The sequence below is a fragment of the Rhodococcus sp. UYP9 genome (assembly GCF_040547235.1).
In the GTDB taxonomy this organism is placed as follows: domain Bacteria; phylum Actinomycetota; class Actinomycetes; order Mycobacteriales; family Mycobacteriaceae; genus Rhodococcoides.
On the sequence record NZ_JBEPPH010000001.1, the window covers coordinates 1,256,208 to 1,278,662 of the forward strand.

The window sequence follows — 22,455 nt, forward strand, 5'->3', positions numbered from 1 at the left end:
GCACCTCTCAAGCCGATGCCACGAAGACAGGGGCGATCAACTCCATCTGCTCGATGACGAGCTTGATCGCTTCTGGCTGCTTGTCCGGCGGATATCCGTGCCGGGTGAGCAACCTTTTGATCTGTGAGCGGAGTTTGGCTTTGACGTCTGCGCGGATGGTCCAGTCGGTCTTCGCATCTCGACGCATAACCCCCACGAGGTCGCGGGCGATATCGGCGAGCTTTCCCTCACCTTGGATATCCACCGCCGATTGGTTCTGCGATACCGCGTCGTAGAAGGACAGTTCGTCGCTCGTCAGCGGGGGTGTGAACTTCGCTCCACGATCTGCCTCGGCAGCAACCTCTTTGGCCATTTCGACGAGTGCGGCGATGACCTCGGCGGAGGTGAGCTGACTATTGGTGTATTTCAGCATCAGTTCCGACAGGCGATCAGAGAATGCCCGCTGGCGGACGACGTTGTGCTTGGTCGCCGCCTTCGACTCGTCGTTGATGAGTTTCCGAAGCGCTTCGATGGCGAGGTTGGGGTTCCTGGCCTCTTGGGTCTTCCTGATGAACTCGACGTTGATGTCGCTCAGTGACGGCTTCGGCATGCCGGCCGCGTCGTAGATGTCGAGAACTTCACCGGATTCGACCGATGCAGCGATCAACTGGCGAAGTGCCCGCTGGACATCCTCGGGAACGGCTTCACCTCTGGCCTGGCGTTCTTCGGCATCGAACTTCGCCATGTAGACGCGAACTTCCTCGAAGAATCGCGCGACGGGAGCGATCTCCCTCAGTTCGTCGGTGCTGCCGCAGAGCGCCCAGACACGCGACAGCTGGGAAGAGAATTTGCGGTAGCGAGCAGCGAGTGTTTCCTCACCGTCCCCTACCTGGTTCTCGGGCAGGCGTGGGTCGCGTAGGTAGTTCACCGTCGCCGTCGCGGCTTCGTAGTAGGCGCGGCCCGTTGTGGCGGTTTTCAGCGCGGTGCGCCAGTCGAAACCGTGCAAGATCCCCTCGAGGATGGTGACCAAGTCCTTGGCCGTATCGATTGCCGCGGTGATATCGCGGCCGATAGGCTTCGACTTCTGGTCCTGCGCAGTGTATTCCGCTAGTGCCTTCGCAAGGTTGTCCGCGACGGGTGCGTACGCCACGAGAAGTCCGTCTTGCTTGCCGCGGAAGGTGCGGTTGACTCGTGCCAGGGCCTGCATGAGTAGTGCCCCCTTGAGGGGGCGGTCGAGGTACATCGTATGCAGTGGCGGCGAATCGAACCCGGTCAGCATCATGTCCTTGACGATGACGAGTTCCAGTTCGTCGTCGGGATTCTTGATGCGCTTCTTGACGGTCGCGTTGGCCGAATCGCGCCGCACGTGGGTGCTGATCGGTTCCTCGTCGGTCGCGTTGCCTGAGTAGACGACCTTGATCTTGCCTTTGGCGAGGTCGTCGGAATGCCAGTCAGGGCGTAGGGCGACGATCTGCGCGTACAGGTTTGCGCAAATCTCCCGGGTAGCGCCGACAATCATCGCCTTTCCGGGTGTGTCGGGGTGCTCGTCGGTGCTGAGGAACGGACTCATTGCCTTGCGGCGGTTCTCCCAGTGTTCGACGAGGTCGGATGCGAGCTTCTTCAGTCGGTCGGGATTGCCGTAGACAGCATTGATGACGGCGACGCTGTCTTCGATACGTTTGCGTTCGGTGTCGTCCAGGCCGACCGTTGCTTCGTCAGCAGACGCGTCGAGGTCGGCTTCGCTGATGCCGTCGACGAATGCAACTTTCACCAGTCTGCTCTCGAAGTAGACCGGAACTGTCGCGCCGTCCTCGACGGCGCGGGTGAGGTCGTAGATGTCGATGTAGTCGCCGAAGACGTCCTGCGTATTTCGGTCGTCGAAGGAGATCGGGGTGCCGGTGAACGCAATCAGGGTGGCGTGCGGGAGTGCATCACGCAGGTGTCGCGCGTATCCGTCGAGGTTGTCGTAGTGGCTGCGGTGCGCCTCGTCGACTACGACGATGATGTTTCGACGTGAGGACAGCAGCGGATGACTCTCGCCGGAATCACGCTCGCCCTTGGTCTTTCCGAACTTTTGCAGCGTGGTGAAGTAGATGCCGCCGGTGTTACGTCCGGATAGTTCTTGTCGGAGTTCCTCGCGCTTGCGGATCTGTGTCGGTGCTTCGGGCAGGAGCTGAGAACACGCGAAAGTCTCGTAGAGCTGTCCGTCGAGCTCGTTGCGGTCGGTGATGACGACGATTGTGGGGTTCGCCAATTTGGGGTGGCGGACCACCTGGTTGACGTACAGCTCCATCTCCATGGACTTGCCCGATCCCTGCGTGTGCCACACCACGCCGGCCTTGCCGTTGCTCTCGACCGCCAACACCGTCGAACCGACTGCTTTGTTCACGGCGAAGTACTGGTGCGGCTTGGCAATTCGCTTGAGTAGGCCGGTGTCTCCCTTGTCGAAGGCAGTGAAGTCTCGCATCAGCTGCAAGAAGCGTTCTTGGTTGTAGAGACCGTAGAGCGCCACGCCGAGAGGTGTGTATTCGGAATCGTCGTAGGTAACCGGTTTTCCGTCGTCGTCGACATTCCACGGAGAGAAATGGTTGAAGGCGGTGAACGGAGTTCCGTACCGGGCCGTAATGCCATCGGACACCAGGCTGAAGACGGAGAATCTGAACGCCAGAGGGAATTCCCGCACATAAGTTCGTAGTTGGGCGTGGGCCTGCGCGAGGCTTGTGTGCGCGTTGCCGGCCTTCTTCAGTTCGACGATGCTGACAGGCATTCCGTTGAGATAGAGCACGATGTCGAATCGGCGCTTGTAGTCGCCTCGGGACACTGTGACTTGATTGACGGCGAGCCAGTCGTTTTCGTCGGGGTCCATCGACAGCAGTCGGACGGTGGGGGTCACCGAGACGCCATCTTCGTTGATATAGCGCACCTTCCGCAGACCTTGGGTCAGGTAGCCGTGCACCACTTCGTTTTCGGAGATGGCATCGGTGGACCCGGCCGTCGCGATTATCGCTACTGCATCGTCGACGGCCGAAGACGGAAGATGCGGGTTGAACTTGGCGATAGCGGCGCGCAGTCGAGGCCGAATGAGCAACTCGTCCCATCCGGCCCGTTCACCGGTGCCCGGCGCAATATCGGCTCCATTTATGTGACGCCAGCCGAGTTCGCCGAGGTCGTCTAGTGCCATCTGCTCCCAGTCGTCCTCCGACGGTCCGTGCGAGTTCATTCGTGCTCCCATGCTGTCCAACTTAAACGGTAACGGTTGGTCGGTGACGTAACTGGTTCGACTGTCGAAGGATATGTGGAATCCAGAAACGCAATCCGTGCCACTCGATAAGGGGCGTTATCACGTGATGATGCGGCTCGTGGACGGGTGGGCCACAAGATTGTGGTCAGACACCCGCTATCAAGGAGCACTGGATGACAGTCCCGGATTTACAAGAGCCGCAACCGGAACCGCAACCGGAACCACTGCCGGCCACCAACTCGAGGTCACGTCGCCCGATAATTCTGGCAGCTGTCGTCGGCGCAGGTGCGGTCGCGATCATCGCTTCGATCATCGGTGTGGCCGTCGTTGCATTCACAGCTGATCGGGCGCCGGACACCTTCGAAATCCAGGGCGCCATCACCCTCGAGGACAACATCACGACCTCCGGGCTGCCCGACGGCTACGAGTGTGCAGGCAAGGGCGGCTACAAGGACATCGGTCCGGGCGTTGCGGTGACGGTGATGGACGAGGCCGGCACTTTGCTCGCCAAGGGCGCCATCGGCACGAGCTCCGGCGGTGCCAGCGGGTGTTCGTTGGCCTTCACCGTGCCGTCCGTTCCCCGCGGAAGTCAGTTCTACAAGGTCGAAGTCAGCCACCGCGGCGAGCTCACCTATACCGAAGCCGAAGCCGAAGCAGGCCTTGCCTTTTAGCTCGGCTGACACCACATCTATCCCATGAAAGAGAGAAGCATCATGACCAACATGCCAGTAGCACCAACGGAGAAGAAGTCGAAGAAGTGGCCCTGGGTCGGTATCCCCGCGGTTCTGGTCGCCTTCGGAGTCCTTGCCAACCTCTCGGATCCCGAACCGAAGACCGAAGCACCTGCCCAAGCCGTCGTCGTCGAGGACGCCTCTGACAGTGCAGGCACCCCGCCGGCCGCCCTGCCGGGTCTCGGTGCCCCGGTGCGTGATGGCAAGTTCGAGTTCACTGTCACCGACGTGGAGACCGGGCTCAGCGAAGTTGGCGACAACCCGTACCTGGTGGAGAAAGCTCAGGGCCAGTTCACCATTGTCACCGTTTCTGTCCACAACACATCGGCCGAGCCGAAGGGGCTCAGCCCCGATTCGCAGGAGTTGTACGACGCCGAGGGACGGAAGTTCAGTGCGGATACTTCTGCTGCGATCGGCCTCGACAGTGATGTCGCGATCTGGGACGAGATCAACCCGGGCAACAGCGTCACCATGAAGGTCGTGTTCGACATGCCGGTGGGCGCGGTTCCGGCGGAGATCGAGCTGCACGATTCGATGTTCTCTGGCGGGACTCGCGTCGCGCTGAGATGATCCGATGACGCGGTCTCTCGAAGATCGGATTCGGATTGTCAACCACGAGTGTCGGGCCTAGCTCCAAGCTGGGTTCGGCACTCGTGAACGTTCACGCAAAGACACCGGTTGGGGCCGGTCGTCATGGATTGGAGCTGAGGTAGGCGATGGCGCGAAGCCGAGTTCGACTGCACACTGGAAATCCACCGGGCGCGTACGCGCCCCCGTGGGGTGGGCGTGATGTGAAGGGTTCGAATCCGGAGTTCGCACTACCGAAAGTGACGACGAAACCCAGAACGCAGGCATGTCAGTGGTGTGGGTCTACGAGCAAGGTCGATGCCTCGACCCCGCGTCGATGCAAGCGGTGCAAGAACCTCGAAAAGATCATTCTCGAGGCGACAAGACATCTCGCATTGCATGGACTGAGACCCCTTGGTGGGTCACTGGCAGCAGATTCTGTCGCAGAGGCAGACATTCGCAGTAGGGCGGCCAGTGCTCAACGTGGACTGAACAAGGTGAGGAAGGCGGCCGCGCCATCGCGCAAACAGGTTGCCGCGAAGAAGCGACGTCCAAGGGTTCCACAGGCGCGCGAGTTCAGAAACCCGTACCTGCGCCATCATCGACGTCGGGACAGAAGGTCCGCAAACTGAGGGCCGACCTTGCTCGAGTCGAGAAGCACATTGCAGAGATCAACAAGCAACCCCAGGCGCCTATCAGTCGACGGTTGGCGAACTTGAACGCAACCAGGCAGCGGTTGATCGAGTCGATCGGAAAGCACCAGCACTTCAGGAGCCGATCAGCCCCCCAGTAGAGCAGATCGGGCCGTCTTCGGCATTCGGTCGGGATCCTAAGGAACTTCAGAAATTTGTTTTGTACATTTGGCTGGCTTGCAGGTGCTACAACTTCGAGAACTCGCTGTTCAGGCCACACCTGAGGCTCACTGCGGAATCACCTGGCAAGTTACACCTTCACTGCGGAAGCTACAGGATCGACCCCTTCCTGCCTGACGTCGAATTCCAACTCGACGAAAAACCCGAACTAAGGGGATCTACCTGCAGTTCGATGAAGCGACCGTTTAATCTTCGGCGCGCTCGTTCACTTCGAGCTACACGCGCCAAGTGTCTGTGGCGTCGGCCATCCACCGTCGGCTGCCCACGACCTTGGCGCTACCAGTTGCTCCGCGCTGTCTGTTCCGGTCCAGTCGCGCTTGGTCGGAAGCCTTGTCAGCGATCTGCGATGCTGTGTAGAACCAATGGATCAACTCCGCGGCCTCATCCGCTGCGGACCGCATCGGTTCTCGTCTTTCGCCTGGTTCGAGCATCTTCTGCCCGGCGCGTCCAAGCTGGTTCCGGTCGTATTGGTAGCGCAAGGAGACCGACACTACGATCACCGGATACGTCTCGTCGTCACGTCGCGCAACATCTCCGTCGGCACCGTCATTGAACGCGTGGATAGTGCTTCTTTCACCCACTGCTTGTTCTCCATGTCCATGTCGATGACGACGTGGCTTTTCCCGGACGATTCTGCACGGCAAACCGCGGCGGGCCGGTCCAGCACCGCTGTGGTTTCGCGACCCTTCGCATGCAACTGATGCGGAGTTCCGCTGAGACGACGGTTTACTCATACATCGCGTTGCCTCCGCGCCAGTCGTTGTCGTCATCGGTCGGTCCGCCCAGAAACTCGTCCGGGTCACGACCGAAGGATGCCGTGCCCATCCCAGTGCCGAACGCGTTTGGAAGAGTAGGTTGTTGGGAGCGTCCGGTTCGCCGTACCGCAAGATTTCAGGCACGTTCGTGTCGATGTCGTCCTCATCAGTCCGGCCTGGAAGTTTTTGGACAGCAGGAAGCCTCAGGCTTCGTCGAGCGCCGCTCGGGATGCTTCCAAGCTGTTCACGAAGCGAACTCATCAGCGGTTTCGCACAGACGCCGCATGGCAACAGTCGACTGCGATAGGCACTGGACGCGGAGCACCAGTGAGCTGCTTGTGCACCCTCCGAACAATTCGCCGTGGCGTGGAACAAACAGGCTCGTAGGTCGACGAATACCGTGGCGTGCACATTCATGGGTGTCCTCTGGGTTGGTCTGAAGCTAGCCCAGCATGACTTTGAGGTCACGGATGGCTCCGCCGAAAAGGTCTCTGTTCCCTTTGATCGAATTCAACCCTCGGTTTCCGCAGTACGGAATTAGCCGTCCTGCAAAGTCGTTCGGTTGACCGCAGTTCGTTTCCATCCGTCACTGGCAGCTTCGCCCAGTGGAAGCACGATCTCGATCTCCGGACATAACGCAAGCAGCATTCGGGTCCGCTGTGCTCCGCGCACACGCTCCGCAGCGAGAGACGCCCCGTTCTTGGTATTGGCTGTGGGGAACGGGCAGACGTTCCAGTGCGTGACTTGCTCCCAGTCGATGCCAGCACATTCTTATGCCACAAGGCAATTGCGTGCGGTCCAGTCGGGGTTGTCGAGGCTGAGCATTCCGGTACCGGTACCGGCTTCAGCCATTGTGCTGAGGTTCTGCGCGTGCTGACTACGAACTCGGCGCTGGTGTCGCTTTCCTTCCCGAGCAGCTCGTCCACACTGCTCGAGAGGCCTCGCAACATGGTTGCCAATACGGGCACGCCCCTGAGGACGATCTGTGCGAGTTAGCCAAGCACTTATCGGGCGTCCATGACGATCGACGAAACTGCCCACAGCGGAACATGCTGTTCTGCTTGTGATCCTATGTAGGTATCCGTTGCGGAGTACCGCTTGAGACTTGATGTCAGCTCGTTTTAGATGCTTTATCTGAGATCAGGTATGGGTGCGGGCTTCGAGCCCTGAACTGGTGGTCACGATGCGCCTTGCTTACTGGTCGGCGCTCGCGGATTCGTGATCCACTCTTCGGCATCACGCACGCGCACAATCCCGGCAAGTAATTGTGGGCTAAGTGTTTCGCGAAGACCCATCAGTCGCTCGGATTCCACCTCTGCGATCAGGCATCTCTCCCAGAGGGAAGACATGACCGGATTCAACTCGTCTACCGTCCCTTGATCGGGGACCAGAACTGGGTCGTCGAGATGTTTTCGCTGGATGTGACCCATTGTAGTGGCCTTGTCTGCTGCAATACCCTTAAATTCTCGAAGCTTCTTTTTTATTAGTTGAAATACTAGCCAAGGTGGGAAGGGGTCTTTTGGTATTACCTTGAAAATATGCTGATTCACTATTGCGTCTTCACGGAACCATCGATGCAGAGTTAAAGAACCCGACCATGCGAAGAGTATGTCTCCTGAGGTAGCCATATTCTTAGATGGCACATCGGAATCGCTAAATACGGTGGAACCGGTAATTCCTGAATTTAATTCCGCTATTCGAACTACCACTCGCCCACTCCCGCTGGCATTCTTTGTGAATGCTCCACCATTCCAGAACTCCGCTGTTTGCGACAACGGTATGGGAGTCATGCCTTCCGTGCTGGACAGAAAGATGGACTGCATGAGCGCCTCGACATCTGTGACAAGCGCCCGGTTCGACTCGATTTTTAAGTCGATTGCCTCAAGTACGCCAGCAATCGAACGTTGCTCAGGGATTGATTGATGAAATGTGAGGGAAAGCTTTCCGAAATCGCCCTTCTTGAAGTGCGGGATAAGTGTACCGACATGCATATTTTCAATCTTTTTCTGGGTAGACCGTGCTCGCAGCAAGTAAAACAGATATTTGTAGTCGATAATATCTTGATTTGCACGAATCGCGACCATGTCTTGAGCAATGCAGAATGGAACCGGATCTGGCACAATGGCAACTCGTCCCGGACTCCCCTTGCATACAAATAATAGATCGTTAGGCAATGGGTGCCCTCTGAACCAATCTCGACGGGTAGTTTCGTCGATATAGCGAACATTCTCAAACACTGGATAGATTGAGTTTGGCTTAATGCAATTGGTGGCTATTAAAGGGAATCCGGAATCCGAGGTTGGACACGATCGGCCTCGGTTGTCCACTATTTTGGACAATAATTCGGTGAAGGGTCGGGTGACTAGGATGCTCATCGTATGACCTTTTCCAACTGCTCACGAAGGTTAGCCTGAAGTGTGTTTGACTCGTCGAACCGCAGTAGCAGATCCTCGGTCAAGCGTTCGATCTTCTCAAGTATCGGCTCACCGTCATCCTCGATGTCTGAGGCCTCGACGTAACGTCCTGGAGCCAAGGCGTACCCCGTAGCTTTAACATCCTCGATAGTCGACGAGCGACTGAAGCCAGCCTCATCCGCGTACTCGATACCGTCCGACGAATCAGTACCCCTCCACGAGTGAAAAGTCATACCAATCTTCGCGATGTCTTCATCACTCAACGCCCGCTCAGCCCTGTCGACCATGTAGCCCATGTTCCGGGCGTCGATGAACAGAACCTGACCCTGCCGATCAATGGATCCCTTGGGCCCCGCTGTCTTGTCCTTCGCAAAGAACCAGACACACACCGGGATTCCCGTGCTTCGGAACAGCTGGGTCGGCAGTGCGATCATGCACGACACCAGATCAGCTTCGACCATTTGCGCGCGGATGTCGCCTTCACCACCGGAGTTCGACGACATCGAACCGTTCGCCATGACCACACCTGCGCTCCCACGCTCGGCCAGCTTCGAGATGATGTGCTGGATCCACGCGTAGTTCGCGTTGCCGGCAGGTGGCACACCGAACTTCCAACGCTTGTCGTCCTCGCGCCGTGACCAGTCCTTGATGTTGAACGGTGGATTCGCAAGCACGAAGTCCGCCTTCAAGTCTGGATGCTTGTCGTGAGCGAAGGTGTCTTCCCAGCGGTCGCCGAGGTTGCCGGTAATGCCGTGGATGGCAAGGTTCATCTTCGCCATCTGCCACGTCCGCTGATTGGCTTCCTGGCCGTACACCGCAGCATCAGCGGTATTGCCGCCGTGATTCTCGATGAACTTCTCGGTCTGAACGAACATGCCACCCGACCCACAGCACGGGTCGTACACGCGACCGCTGTACGGCTCGAGAACCTCGACCAAAACGCGAACGACGCTCGAGGGCGTGTAGAACTCGCCGCCTCGCTTACCCTCTGCGCGAGCGAATTTCTCCAAGAAGTACTCGTACACCTCACCGAGGAGGTCGCGTGCCTTCGTAGAACCATGACCGGTGAAACGAGTATCGGTGAGGAGGTCGATCAGCTCGCCGAGACGTCGCTGATCGATGCTGTCGTTGTTGAACACAACGGGCAGGGTGCCGGTCAAGGTCGAGTTGGACGCCATGATCGACACCATCGCGGCATTGATCAGCTCACCTGTGGACTTGCCGGTCACACCGACGGACTCTTGGATGCCTTTTGCGTTCTCCGCGAGGTATTTCCACCGAGCGGTCTCGGGCACCCAGAACACACTGTTGCCCAGGTATTCGTCCTCATCGTCGATCAGATCACCGATCTGATCCTCGGTCATACCGTCGGCGAGGAGTTCCGCACGGATCTGCTCACGACGCTCGTCGAAGGCGTCGGAGACGTACTTGAGGAACACCAGGCCGAGGATGACGTCCTTGTACTGCGATGCATCCATCGAACCGCGGAGTTTGTCCGCGGCCTTCCAGAGCGTGTCCTTGAGTTCCTTCATCGTCGACGGCGTGTTGACTGCCGCCGCCCGTTTCCTAGGAGGCATTCTGTGGAGCCCTTTCGTGTGGAAGCTGTATATCGGCACCGACGGCGAGCACTCCGTGTGCAAGCCCGTCGACGAGAGTGCTTGTTAATTGTTCGATTTCGGTCAGTAATTGCAGGGCCGCCGAGCGTCGGTCGCGCAGCGTTCGAACGGCGTCGATCGTCGCCGCCGCGCGATCCGTAGGAACCCTCGGCACTTCCCACCGCTTCCACGTCGCACTGGATCTTATGGCCCCCGGCGGGCGGGTATCGAGGCGAGATGCGTTGAGGTGACCGGCGATGACGTCGGGAATCAGCCCTGAGGTGGCTGGGTCGGCAACTCGGATGACCCTGGCCGGATAGACGACGACCGCGGAACCGTCATGATCGACAATCGCTCCGAAACGTGAACCCGAGCAGAAGACGATGTCACCAGGCTCGGTGTACCGACCGTTCGGGTAAGCGGTGGTGAACACCAAGCGGTCGATACCTCGGCCTCCGACAGGTCGGATGCCGGTCACCTCGTCTGCCCCGATAACTCGGACAGCGCCCCCGACGAGCAGGTCCTCGGAATCGATTCTGTTTCCGCTCAGCTGCCGGAGCTCTCGCGAGTCGAGGAGTTGTCCAATGGTGGGCATCAACGACCGGTCGCTGTCCCGATACTCGACGGGTATGCGAAATTCTCGCCGCAGCTCGAGCTGAGTTCGTCTGATCTCGTCGGAATGGGCGAGTACTTTGGCTGCCAAATCGGCACCCACGCGTCTCGCTCGCGGATGTCTGATCCGGGCCGGTGTGAGTCCACGCTTGTCTTCCGCCAAAAGAACCGATGTCCTGGTCAATACACCGAACTGAAAGGCGTGGGCCTTGATGGTGTCCCAATCACCCATTGCTGCAATGACATCGGAGACAAGGCCTTCGGTAGTTGTTGTATCGAGTTCCCGAGAACCGACGTCGATCACAACTGACCACCGATCGGCCGGCTTGACTGCCTCGGATGCCGGACCCAGTACCCACAATGCGAGCGATGTTCCAGGCTTGGCGGGGAGCAAACCCTCCGGTAGGCGCACCGCTGCACGCACACGGTCGGATCGGAGAATGTCCGTCCGTAGCCGAGCAGCCGAGGGGTCGCGTTGGGCATCGAGCAACGCCGATGCGGGCGCCATTACGACGGCAACATGATCCTCGGCCATTTGCACGGCAATGTCGTCGATCTCGGACAAGATCTGAGAGTCGGTATAGGCGAGGGACGACGGCGACGGATACTGGACGACGAACGCAGACGGACCCGAGAGTGCGAAACCGTTTCCGAACCCCGATACCGGCGGGCTCTGTCGCGCCCACCCGTGCACAGTGAGTCGCCGGCGTGCCAGCCGCGCAGCAGACGAGGATGCCTCGTTGCGCATGGACAGAGGCTCGGCGTATTCGGGAAGACTGTTGCGGAGAGCAACGAGCAGGTCACTGCTGCCCTCCGACGGATCGACGAAGACATGACGGTCGTGGTCGGTGATGGCAAGTGTGATCGCGGCACACAAATCCAGAGCCTTGGGGCTCATGGCGCTGTCCGACAAGTCCGTGCGGAGCAATCGAAACCGTTGGGCCAGTAGCGCTTCGAATGCCTGCTTCGGGCCGTATGCAGAATCGACCATCCGATCGACGTATTCCGCGAACATCCCGAGGCGGTCCCCTAGTGCCGCAAGTTCTGCGTAGAGAAATGCGTCGTCGGGATCGGCGTCGTCCGCTTCGTCGAGAAGATCAGCCGGGGAGAGTTCGCTCAATTGATCTCCCAGAAGCCATTTGAGGCAAAAAAGAGCACTGATCCCTTCGAGCACGGTGTCTTCGCTGAGATCGATGCCGGTATCGAGCGCTGCGTACAGGTAAAGGTTCTCTTCGAGAGCGTCGTTGTTGCCTAGCTCCCGAGCTTGGATCCAGTGGACAATCTCGTCACCGTCATACCGTCGTTGTTTGCCCCGTACCTCGGTGGGCGACGGGAACGGGCGATCGGTTCCCCGGTAGCGGTTGGCCCACATCGTCACTACCGGCCGCTGGACCTGCGCCAACGCGGCGATCTCCGACATCGTCAGGAGGGTGGTGGCACGATGCTTCACGCTGTCGTACCTCCTGGGTAGGGTTCTCTTCGGACCGCTCGGACCGTTCCCGAAGTTACCTTACGGCGCGCGCTCTTCAGTGCAAGCTCTTGATAACCCTAGTTATCAAGAGGTCAGTTCCACGTTTGACCTCCTGCCGTCAAGCTGTGTTCACCCCACAGCCGACCGAGGAGGACTCGATGCTCGCCGCACTGCACATGCGCCAGATTGGTTTCGGAGATCAAGGCAGTGTCGAAGTCGCACTCGTTTGGTCGCTCGATGGAAGCGACTCGCACTCAGAGGTTTTCACGGGGGACGCCGCCCCGTTCATGTATTCGGCAGCGCTCGAAGCACTCGAGCACTTCGTGACGTTGGCCCATCCGTCGGCAGTCTTGTACATCTCCGACCGTACCTTTCGGCACGAGATCCAAGCCGTTGCCGCGTCGTTTCCCGGCCTTACCGTCGTCGACGTGGCACGAGGTTCGCTTCTGGACCTCATCGGAAAGGCAGTAGCCGCACTCGACGAGTACAACCGGTTCGCCCATCAACGAGCGTGGCGGGCCGAACTGGACTGCCGCGCCGCCCTACCCGAACTGGTCGTGGCAACCGACGCCTCCAAGGGAAGCGGCAGGCGCGGTGTGGGAGTGGCGTGTGTGAGCGGAGAGGGCGGTTACTCGAGCAAGTCCTATCCGCAGACCGACACCGTGCTTGTCGGTGAACTCCTCGCTATTGCGCTCGCGTTCAGGGCTTTTCCTGACCGCCGCTTACACATCCTGACCGACAGCAAGGTGGCGCTCTCCTGCCTGGCGATGACGCGACCGAGGTTGCTGGACAAACATTCAGGCAACACCATCGCCATCGTCGACGTCATTCGTAAGAGGGCCGCGCATCGAGAAATTCGATACAGCTGGGTTCGCGGCCATTCCGGTCATGAACTGAACGAGATCGCCGACCGGCTCGCCGTCGCCGCCCGTCGCCATGAGGAGGCACGCGTCGACCCGAGCATCAGGAAAGAGATCAACCGAAACATCCTGGAGCAGATGAGTCTTGCTGCCCAGGCTGCCTAGAAATCTCGTCCGAGATTTCTGGTTCCACCGGATCCGATCTGCCTCGATCGGTTCCGCTTCACATCACCTCGAAAGGCTCTCCATGTTCAAGAAGTCCCTGATTGCTGCGGCATTCCTCGCCGGTACCGCATTCATCGGTACGGGCGTTGCATCAGCAGATCCCGCAACCTCCTTCGGCAACGGCACCTGGGCCGTCGGAACCGATATCGTGCCCGGAACGTACGTCTCCGACGGGGCCAGCGACGAGTACGGCTGCTACTGGGAGAGGGCCTCGAGTTTCGAAGGCGACTTCGACTCGATCATCGCCAACGACTTCATCAGCCCTGATTCCGGGCAGGCAGTGGTGACGATCAAAGCGAGCGACGTCGCATTCAACTCCGAGGACTGCGGAACGTGGACGCTGAAGGCTGTGCCTGCTCCCGCTCCGAAGCCTGCTCCGGCTCCGGCTCCCGCGCCGGTGCCGCTGCCGTGGACAGGTTCGGCCGGCTTCTAGTAGTTACTGCTTGACGGGACGCCCCTGGTTCGGGGCGTTCCGTCCGGCGATATCGAGCGACTGTCTGCCAGCTTTCGGTACCGCTGCTGTTACCTGGACCCGAGCCTCGAACCAGGTGTGACTTCGCTTACCCTCGAAGTCGTCACCGGACCGTGGGTACCTGCCCGTCTCACTGTTCGGGTTGTGGTATTCGTCTCGGAACCGGGCAGCGCGAGCAGAAGGAAGACCAGATGCCAGACGAGTTCGCTGACCTCCACCGGCCGATTTACGCTCCGGACCTGCTCATCACCGCCCTCGAACGGAATCACGACAAGCCGGCGCTGTACATCGGCGACGTTGTTCTCACCGGCGGACAGATGCGCGATCAGATCAGCTGCTTCGCCCAAGCACTCGCGTCGCTCGGAATCACCCAGGGCACCAGCACGGCGATGCTGTCCAAGAATCGTCCCGAAGTGCTCGTCAGCATGGGCGCAACCATGATCACCGGTTGTCGCGCCAGCGCCCTCAATCCGATGGGTTCATTCGACGACCACAAGTACATCGTCGACGACGCCGAGATCGACACCCTCATCTTCGACCCCGACGCTTTCGAGGACCGCGCCGCAGAGTTGAAGGCGTCGTCGCCTTCGTTGACCACGATCCTGTCGATGGGGCCCTCCGAGGTGGGCATCGACATTCTGGCTCTCGCGGCCACATTCGAGCCTGCAGCTCTCACAGCCGCGCACGTCGATGCCGAGGACGCCAGCAGCATGGTGTACACCGGTGGCACCACAGGAAAGCCCAAAGGTGTTGTCGGATCGTTCCGTTCGGGCGCGGCGCTCAACCAGATCCAGATGTCGGAATGGCAATGGCCCGAGGAGAACCGTTTCCTCATCTGCACGCCGCTATCGCATGCCGGTGCCGCGTTCTTCACGCCGACGCTGCTGCGCGGTGGCGCGCTGATCGTACTGCCTGCCTTCGAACCCAGAGCAGTTCTCGAGGCGATCGAAAAGTACAAGATCACCGCAACCATGTTGGTGCCCACCATGATCTACATGCTCATGGATCATCCGGACCTCGAGAAGCGGGACGTCTCCAGTTTGCAGACGCTTTTCTACGGGGCATCCGCGATGTCGCCGGCACGTTTGCAGGAAGGCATCGAGAAGTTCGGTCAGATCTTCTTCCAGTTCTACGGTCAGACCGAGTGCGGCATGACCATCTCAGTGCTTCGTAAGGAAGAGCACCTCGCCGACGACCCCGCCCGACTTGCCACGTGTGGCCGTCCAGTGCCGTGGCTCGACGTTCGACTGCTCGACGACGACCTGAACGAAGTGCCGCAGGGCGAACTGGGCGAGATCTGCGTCCGAGGTCCGTTGGTCATGAAGGGGTACTGGAAGAAACCGGCCGAGACCGCAGAAGCCTTCCGGGGCGGCTGGCTGCACACCGGCGACATCGCGCGCAAGGACGTCGACGGCTTTCTGTCCATCGTCGATCGCAAGAAGGACATGATCGTGACCGGCGGCTTCAACGTGTTCCCGCGCGAGATCGAGGACGTGATCTCCGCGCACCCGTCCGTCGCCTCCGTGGCGGTTGTGGGTGTACCGGACGACAAGTGGGGTGAAGCGGTCAAGGCGTGCGTGGTTCTGCGCGGCGGGCTGACTGTCGCCGCGGAAGAGTTGGTCGCGCGGGTGAAAGCAGCCAAGGGGTCGGTGCACGCACCCAAGAGCATTGATTTCGTGGACAGTCTGCCGCTGACACCGCTCGGTAAACTCTACAAGAAGGCGCTGCGCGCGCGGTACTGGGTGACCAGCGACCGCGCTGTGTAGGAGTGAATTTTCCCATCGTGCAGTCCCGGATTTCAGACGGGCGGTGTGCGGCAGGCGGTGAGGTAGTCGTCGAAGTCCCAGGTGCTCAGGAATTTCTCCGCAGCGCGGACGCCGTTGTCGAACAGGGTGCGTCTTTGGGCGTCGGTGATGTCGAAATCGACGGCGCTGATCGACTCGGTGGGGACGAACACCGTGCGCCGCACCGTGCAGGGGGAATCGACGTAGGCGGCGTCCTGGTTGGTGAACAGGGTGTCGATCGCGGCTATACCGAGGGCGAGCGGCCCGCGTATGTGATGGGTCGCCGGGGGTGTTCCCGGTCGTGCGGTGAGCCGCACCCCGAATGTCGGCCAGCGTGGCTCTGCGGTGTCGGTCCGGTCGAACAATCCGACGGGAAAGTCGGAGAGCAGTCCGCCGTCGACCCAGGTTGCGCCCGACACTTGGACGGGTCGGAACAGGAACGGGATTGCCGCCGAGGCTCGCACCGCCTTTGCGACCGGGAAGGTGTCGGGGTCGATGTCGTACAGCGGTAGGTCCCACGGGATCCGGACCAGACGCTTCCGGGAGAGGTCGCTGGCGGTCACCACCAGCGAATATGCGTAGCTCAGTGGTTCCTCGCCTGTGCGCAGATCACCGAAAGTGTGGACCCCGAATTCGGCGAGAGTGTCGGTGAGGAGGTCTTCGAGGTAGGCACCCTGATAGAGACCGCTCGAGGTGAGCAACGAGAGGACTCCGCCGATCAGCGGCACACGCCCGAGCAGTGACGGGTCGGTCAGTCTGCGGTAGTCGACGCGCTGCGCAATCTCCGGCAATCGCGTCAAGGGCTCCTCGGCGTGCTGCAGCGCAGCCACCAAGGCCGCGACGACGGCGCCGGCGCTGGACCCGGCTACGCGGGGAAACCCATAGTCCGCCTCGGCGAGCGCATGAACAGCTCCGACGAGGCCGATGCCTTTGACCCCGCCGCCCTCACAGACCAGATCTGCCTGGCGGAACGCTGTCGTCACCACACCAACCGTACGCGCGAAGAACAGTGGTGAACGGTGTATCTGCACCTGCAGATCACGAACCCCAGGTACCTGCGCGCTGTCTGTGTAAAGTGTTCCGTTGCTCGCCGGATGGTTGCAGAATCGCCTGCAACCACTGGACCCCCGGATCGTCCCGTTGCAGGAGTGAAAGTTGTCGACTCGTACCCCCGTCCGCGCCGCACGTTCGAGATGGGGCCGAGCGATCGCCACGGCCACGGCCGTCGTACTCATGATGCCGCTGGGCGTCGGCTTCGCGAATGCGAACCCTGCCATCTCCGCGGAACTCGAGCCATTTCTGGATCTGCCGCTCGTCAACCGCGATGCGGCACATGGCCCGGGCGGTGTGAATCCGGCGTTGCCCTATGACAAGGCGCAGCTCGAGAATCTGTTGGAAAAAGCGGATCGCGAGGGCGTCGATCCGCCCCGTTACGCGGCGCTGCTGTTGCAGTACCGCCTGGTCGACGTCACCGAGGCTGCCGGCATCGACCTTTTGACCTGGGATCCGCGTGCTGGCGTCGAGGCCAACCGGCAGAACCTGGTCGACTCCTACAGCTACTACGTGGGTCTGCAGTTGAACCACCGCGAGTTGCAGTGGGCTGGTATGGGCGGACTCGTGGGCGCGGATTTCGGTGGCGGCCTTATCGACTTCGAGCTGATGTCGGGGATCTACGATTTCCCCGGGATGGCGCAGACAGCCAACGCCATCGTCGAGCAGACCCTCGAGGTGCTCGGCCCCGACGCGGTGGCTCTGCTGCCCGAGGGGCTGCAGGCGCTCGCCCGGTCGGGTGCCACCATCACACCGCAGGACCTGCAGCAGATCCTCGGCGAGATCTTGGTGATGCAGAAGAACATCTTCTCCGACCTGATGCCCATGCATCAGGCGTATGTGACCGAAGGTCTCCCCGCGCTGGAACAGATGCACCGCGCCGGGTTGTTCGACGCCACCGTCATGAACGCCTGGATCGATGTCGCCTCGGGCGAGACTGACCGCATCGCCGCAGGCAACCGCGTGCTGCTGCAGCGCGAGCAAGGCGTGGTGATCAGGTCGCAATGGGACGACGTCCGCAACTACAAGGGCGACGTCGGCGAGGCCATCACCTACGCGTCCACCATCGCCGCCTCGCCGTCGGTGGCCGGGGTAGTCGCGCCGCGCTCGTACAAGCCGGTCACCATCAGCACCACGCTGGCCGACGGACGCGTCGCTACCCTGACCACGCCGCTCCCCAGCTGGAACTGGTCGGTATTCGATCAGCGGTGGGACTACATCTCCACCGAGCTTCTACCCAAGTACAAGGCGATGGTGGAGAACAAGTGGCCACAGCTCGAGTCGGAGCTGCGCGAGCCATACGATCAGAAGCTCGAAGGCGCACGCCCGCTGCGGAACATTCCGCAGATGCTCCAATCCGCACTAGAGGGAACCACGGTGACGTTCGCATGAAACGCGCAGCCACAGTTTTCACAGCCACAGTCACTGCTACGGCTGCTTCCATCGCCGTACTCTTCGGTTCGCAGCAGGTGGCACAGGCAGAACCGGTGGACACCCCCGGACTCGACGAAATTTTCACCGGATACATGCAGAGCACCTTCGAAGACGGCCAGTTCGCCACGGTCGACGAGATTGCTGAAGCGCTGGCGCCCAACGACCCCTTCTACGACGACCCCGAGCTGAACGGCGGCGAGGCACCCGGAACGCTGATCAAATCGCAACCCGTGCAGGTGATGTTCGCCGGTTTCGAGCCGGGCAACCTCGACGCCTACAAGGTCATGTATGTGACCCGGGGCGTCGACGACATGCCGGCGATCAGCACCGGCATCCTGATGATCCCGGTCGACGGCCGAGACAACGCGAACCGACCCATCATCGGTTACCAGGAGGCCAATGACAGCCTCGGGGCCTACTGCCACCCGAGCAACCAGTGGACCGGGGCGGATCCCCTCGATGGCGCATCGTGGTCTGCTCTGGGGCCACTGGCATTGATGTTCGACAAGGGCTACGCAGTCATGATCAGCGACGTCGGCAATGCCGGCGACCCGGACCCGCACGGCGTGTTTGCAGGCAAGTTCGGCGGACAGTCCAATCTCGACGGGCTTCGCGCCGCGCTGCAGGTGCAGGAGGCGGGTCTGAGCAAGGAGGCGCCGATCGGCATTTTCGGCACCGCGGGAGGCGGCGTCGGCGCCGCGGTGGCAGCGGAGATCCAGCAGGAGTACGCGCCCGAGCTCAACGTCAAGTCCGCCGTGCTCGAGGGCATGGTCATCGACCAGAAGAACTTCATGCGCACCGCAGACGGTTCGGTCGGCTCCGGCTTCGCGTTCGCGAACCTCCTGGGCCTCGAGCCCTGGTACCCGGAGATGAAGATCGACGAGAAGCTCACTCCGGTCGGCAAGGAGATCGCGGCCTTCTACCGCACTCAGTGCCAGATGCCCGCCTACTTCACCATGCCGTTCGTGCCGCTGCAGACGCTGTTCACGGACGGTCAGAGCCCCGCCGACATCCCTGATTTCCAGCCGGCTTTCGAGGACAACAAGCTCGGCAAACGGGCGCCGCAGGCCAAAGTCCTCGTCACCTCGTGCGGCGCCGATGACTCGCCGATGTCACTGGTGCCTGCGCAGGACTCGCGAGACCTCGTCGAGAGATACCGGGCCGGGGGCACCGATGTGACTTATGCGCCCAGCGACTGCTCTGTGACCAAGACCCTCACCGACCCGTACGGGTGGGGCACCGATCTGTTCGGTATGCAGACCATCGACTGGCTCGACTCCACGCTGCAGTGACCTGAACCGCGGTGCCGGCACTTCGATCCCACAGGCTCAGATGAAGCTGTTCACCAGCGGTCCGACGAGGCCGAACTCCGAGGCGTCGGGCACCAGATACTTGACGACCGTCCCACTGACAAAGGTGTGCCACGCCGGCCCGGCGTCGGATCCATCCGAGGACACGACCAGGGCGTCGCCGACGTAGACGCCGGGGAAGTGTCGGTTCGCCAGGGCTTGGTTGTGGGTGGCGACGGCGAGAAGTTCCTCGGCGTGGCTTCGATCGATGTCGTCGCTCATGCCGGCCAACAGTGCGTGCGCAAGCTCAGCGGGTGTGCCATCGGTGCGGGAGCGCAGCGGATCGCTACCGAGCAGCGTGAGGCTGTCCACTGCGACGCCGCGTGCCTGCATGTCGATGGCTACTGCGTGGGCGAGGATGCCGCCGAAGGAGAGTCCGAGGAGGTGGATCGGTCCGGCGGTGTGGATCGGTCCGACAGTGTCGCCGGCGAGAATCTCGTCGGCGTAGTAGGCCGCGAGAGCGGTCAGGGACTTCGAATCCTCCCCGGGCGTGGGCGCCTGGACACCATAGATGGGGTGCTCCTCATCCACGTGGGCTGCCAATGAGGCGTAGCAGGAGGCGAGGCCGTCGATCGGATGGATGCAGAAGACGGGTGCTCGAGTGCCGGTGGCGCGGATCGGCAGAATCGTCGGCCTCGAGTATGCGGTGGGCGACCGGTCGACGATACCCGTGATGGAGGGGTGCGAGAGATCGTTGACGACGGTCATGCTGAGCCTCCGGGATCAAAAGTCTTCGGTCATTCGGCCGCGTGTGCGAACAACCTGTGAAGTTCGTATGCGCCGATCGACGAGTATGTCGCCGGAGGAGGCGCAGGTGTTACCTGCATCTCGTCGATTATTCCATGATCGGGGTGTATAAAAGCCGGATCCGAAGATCTTTTCGGGCGAAATCCCTGCTCAGGCCGCCCGGGTTCGCCGACGTTACGCCATCGAATTACATAGTGGTAATTCATGATTCGCGGGTCGGATCTGATTCTCGAGTAGGAGATGCGGCGGCCCGCCCGATTCGTTACCGTCTCCGCGGAAGGTAAACACACCATGCACAAGGGGGCATTCATGCGTACGAGTCGGAAGCTGGGTTCTGCGATTGCGATTGCAGCAGCCAGTGCTCTTGTTTTTGCAGGCAGTGCAACTGCGGAACCCGTAGCCGCGCCGGTGAATCCGGTGACGGCAGCGGAACAACTTCTCTCGGTTGCGGAAGGAAATCCTGACGCGCAGGCGGCGCTCGAGCGGGTATTGGCGGATCCGAACGCGGCAGTTCCGCGCACCGATGTCGCCGAAGGCCCACGGGTTCCGGCCCAGATTTTCCCCATCCCGGCCTATTCGGATACGGGCGCGGGCAACCCGGTCACCGGCCAAGTTCACGGTTCCGGCATCGCGACCAACCTGAACAGTGAGTTCCGTTTCGGATTCTTCGGTGGCCCAGGAGAAATCGCACCGAATCAAGGCGCGGCGAAATTGAACGTCCTGTGGGTCAACGCGGCGACGGGCAAGAGCGGCACGAATGTCCTCGATGTCCGCGATATCGCCGGTCCGACAGTCATTTCCACCAAGCCCATCCCGGAGGCCAAGGGTGGGATGGTAGTTGCCGGCATCTACGGCAGCATCCTGCACCGCTGGTGGGATCCGGCCGCACTCGACGGCAAGGGTGATTGGCATTACCAGACGTCGAACATCTGGTTCCCGTCGTTGGGTGCAGTTCTGGCCTGACCGAACTCGGTGAGACAACGAAGTCGAGTACGGCAACGAACTGCGTGCCGTACTCGGCTTCGGTCTCCACCGGCCGGTGGGTTATCTCGTCCTGAGCACGATCTCGGTCGGATGGGTATCGGTGGGGGTATCGACAGCGTTCCGAACGGCGAGCGCGACCGACCCGGCCTGCAGAAACTTCGACCCGTCGTATTCCCCGCCCTCGTGGTCGACGATTGCTCGCTGCATATCGGTGTCGATCCTCCCGGGGTGCACCGACGTCACACGCAGGGTCGGCTCCTCTAGACGCAGCGCATCGGCGAAGGCCCGCAACGCGAATTTCGACGCCGCGTACCCGCCCCACCCAGGATTGGCCCGGATGCCGGCACCCGAATTGATCAGGACCACATGTCCGCCCGCGCGCCGCAGTGCAGGCAGCAAGAGCTGAGTCAGGGCAACCACCGACAGGACATTGCTCTCGTACTGGCGACGCCAGTCGTCGATCGAGGACTCCTCGATCGTGCCGAGTGCCGCGATGCCGGCGTTGTGGACCAGAACCTCGAGCGACTCGACCGGCTCGACTGCAGCGGCGACGGCGTCGTGATCGGTGAGATCCACCGGCCAGGGTGTGCCGGTGCCGAGTTCGTTGGCGATCGAGGCGAGTGATTCGGTAGACCGTCCGCCGAGGTACACATGATGATCGGGTGCGAGTTGCCGCGCAATCGCCGCACCGAGGCCTCGGCTCGCACCCGTCACCAAAGCTGTACGAGTCAATGCTGCTGCAGTCATGAGTCCAAACTAGTCATTGCGCTCACCTAGCCGAACGTCATGCCTGCTTCGGCCCCCATCGACATCGTCGTGCTGCTGCCGTCGAGGGATTCCCTGATGATGTCGGCGTGGCCGGCGTGCTGGGCAACTTCGCGCAGGATGTGCAGCAGGGTGTAGCGCGCTGATTGCCATTGACGCTCGGGGGCCCACGGCGCAGTCGGTAGCGGCACCTGGGCGTCGAGGTCGAGATCGGCGATGGCAGCTTCGGTCGCGGCGGCGGTCAGGGCGTACTCCTCGACGAGCCCGGCGACGCTCTGGCCTGGACTCATCACGTATTCGGTCCCCATCCGTGACGTATCGAACTCGGCGCTCTCATCCATGGCATCGAGGATTTCCATCCAGTAACGCTCGTTGTTGACGACGTGGTTGAGCAGTCCTCCGAGGGTGAGGTCGCTGACGGTTGTTCGTTGCCTGGCCTGCTCGTCGGTGATCCCCCGAACCGTGTAGAGGAAGTTCTTGCGCTGGTCGGCGAGCATTCTTGCAATGTCGGCCTTCTCACCGGTGAGTGTCATGAATATTCCCTTCGT

17 protein-coding genes are annotated in these 22,455 nt (G+C 61.0%); 8 read left to right on the plus strand and 9 right to left on the minus strand.

Annotation, left to right across the window (positions count from 1 at the left end; translation table 11 throughout):
* Positions 1-7 precede the first annotated feature (7 nt).
* Positions 8-3,211: a type I restriction endonuclease subunit R gene (locus ABIB36_RS05815; RefSeq protein WP_502944901.1), complete on the minus strand. Its 3,204-nt coding sequence runs from the start codon at positions 3,209-3,211 to the stop codon at positions 8-10.
* Positions 3,212-3,393: 182 nt separating this feature from the next.
* Here ABIB36_RS05815 and ABIB36_RS05820 point away from each other — a divergent pair, with 182 nt between their 5' ends.
* Positions 3,394-3,891 (plus strand): hypothetical protein, encoded by a 498-nt coding sequence (locus tag ABIB36_RS05820; RefSeq protein ID WP_354560322.1) that lies wholly within the window; start codon positions 3,394-3,396, stop codon positions 3,889-3,891.
* A gap of 51 nt (positions 3,892-3,942) precedes the next feature.
* The gene (locus ABIB36_RS05825) at positions 3,943-4,521 is read left to right on the plus strand and encodes a DUF4352 domain-containing protein (protein ID WP_256895874.1); all 579 of its coding nucleotides are present in this window, start codon (positions 3,943-3,945) and stop codon (positions 4,519-4,521) included.
* A 1,084-nt stretch (positions 4,522-5,605) separates the two neighbouring features.
* On the opposite strand, the gene ABIB36_RS05830 is transcribed toward ABIB36_RS05825, so the two are convergent.
* The 4 genes from ABIB36_RS05830 to ABIB36_RS05845 form a co-directional block, all read right to left on the minus strand.
* On the minus strand, positions 5,606-5,971 hold the full coding sequence (locus tag ABIB36_RS05830) for a hypothetical protein (RefSeq protein ID WP_354560321.1): 366 nt from the start codon (positions 5,969-5,971) through the stop codon (positions 5,606-5,608).
* Positions 5,972-7,323: 1,352 nt separating this feature from the next.
* Complete coding sequence (locus ABIB36_RS05835) at positions 7,324-8,520, minus strand: restriction endonuclease subunit S (RefSeq protein WP_354560319.1); 1,197 nt, start codon at positions 8,518-8,520, stop codon at positions 7,324-7,326.
* Positions 8,517-10,136, minus strand: coding sequence for a type I restriction-modification system subunit M (locus tag ABIB36_RS05840; RefSeq protein ID WP_354560317.1), 1,620 nt, complete (start codon positions 10,134-10,136; stop codon positions 8,517-8,519). Before ABIB36_RS05840 ends, ABIB36_RS05835 begins: the two co-directional genes overlap by 4 nt.
* Positions 10,126-12,216, minus strand: coding sequence for a helix-turn-helix transcriptional regulator (locus ABIB36_RS05845; protein ID WP_354560315.1), 2,091 nt, complete (start codon positions 12,214-12,216; stop codon positions 10,126-10,128). Before ABIB36_RS05845 ends, ABIB36_RS05840 begins: the two co-directional genes overlap by 11 nt.
* A gap of 146 nt (positions 12,217-12,362) precedes the next feature.
* Between ABIB36_RS05845 and ABIB36_RS05850 the strand changes: the two genes are divergently transcribed.
* From ABIB36_RS05850 to ABIB36_RS05860, 3 genes are all read left to right on the plus strand, one after another.
* A complete protein-coding gene (locus ABIB36_RS05850) occupies positions 12,363-13,262 on the plus strand; it encodes a ribonuclease H family protein (protein ID WP_354560313.1) in 900 nt (299 codons plus the stop codon).
* 82 nt (positions 13,263-13,344) lie between these two features.
* On the plus strand, positions 13,345-13,755 hold the full coding sequence (locus tag ABIB36_RS05855) for an Rv1352/Rv1906c domain-containing protein (RefSeq protein WP_084345853.1): 411 nt from the start codon (positions 13,345-13,347) through the stop codon (positions 13,753-13,755).
* Positions 13,756-13,985: 230 nt separating this feature from the next.
* Complete coding sequence (locus tag ABIB36_RS05860) at positions 13,986-15,560, plus strand: AMP-binding protein (RefSeq protein ID WP_354560312.1); 1,575 nt, start codon at positions 13,986-13,988, stop codon at positions 15,558-15,560.
* Between the two features lie 32 nt (positions 15,561-15,592).
* On the opposite strand, the gene ABIB36_RS05865 is transcribed toward ABIB36_RS05860, so the two are convergent.
* Complete coding sequence (locus ABIB36_RS05865; RefSeq protein WP_354560310.1) at positions 15,593-16,561, minus strand: patatin-like phospholipase family protein; 969 nt, start codon at positions 16,559-16,561, stop codon at positions 15,593-15,595.
* A 250-nt stretch (positions 16,562-16,811) separates the two neighbouring features.
* Between ABIB36_RS05865 and ABIB36_RS05870 the strand changes: the two genes are divergently transcribed.
* Positions 16,812-18,020 carry a hypothetical protein gene (locus ABIB36_RS05870; RefSeq protein WP_354560603.1) on the plus strand — a complete coding sequence of 403 codons (1,209 nt, stop codon included), beginning with the start codon at positions 16,812-16,814 and terminating at the stop codon, positions 18,018-18,020.
* Positions 18,017-19,354 carry a lipase family protein gene (locus tag ABIB36_RS05875; RefSeq protein ID WP_354560308.1) on the plus strand — a complete coding sequence of 446 codons (1,338 nt, stop codon included), beginning with the start codon at positions 18,017-18,019 and terminating at the stop codon, positions 19,352-19,354. Before ABIB36_RS05870 ends, ABIB36_RS05875 begins: the two co-directional genes overlap by 4 nt.
* Positions 19,355-19,390: 36 nt before the next feature.
* On the opposite strand, the gene ABIB36_RS05880 is transcribed toward ABIB36_RS05875, so the two are convergent.
* The gene (locus ABIB36_RS05880; protein ID WP_354560306.1) at positions 19,391-20,119 is read right to left on the minus strand and encodes a thioesterase domain-containing protein; all 729 of its coding nucleotides are present in this window, start codon (positions 20,117-20,119) and stop codon (positions 19,391-19,393) included.
* 348 nt (positions 20,120-20,467) lie between these two features.
* Here ABIB36_RS05880 and ABIB36_RS05885 point away from each other — a divergent pair, with 348 nt between their 5' ends.
* Complete coding sequence (locus tag ABIB36_RS05885) at positions 20,468-21,121, plus strand: Tat pathway signal protein (RefSeq protein ID WP_143542062.1); 654 nt, start codon at positions 20,468-20,470, stop codon at positions 21,119-21,121.
* An 81-nt stretch (positions 21,122-21,202) separates the two neighbouring features.
* On the opposite strand, the gene ABIB36_RS05890 is transcribed toward ABIB36_RS05885, so the two are convergent.
* Together ABIB36_RS05890 and ABIB36_RS05895 are read right to left on the minus strand one after the other, a co-directional pair.
* The gene (locus ABIB36_RS05890) at positions 21,203-21,889 is read right to left on the minus strand and encodes an SDR family oxidoreductase (protein WP_354560304.1); all 687 of its coding nucleotides are present in this window, start codon (positions 21,887-21,889) and stop codon (positions 21,203-21,205) included.
* 26 nt (positions 21,890-21,915) lie between these two features.
* On the minus strand, positions 21,916-22,440 hold the full coding sequence (locus tag ABIB36_RS05895; protein ID WP_084345962.1) for a DinB family protein: 525 nt from the start codon (positions 22,438-22,440) through the stop codon (positions 21,916-21,918).
* Positions 22,441-22,455 lie beyond the last annotated feature (15 nt).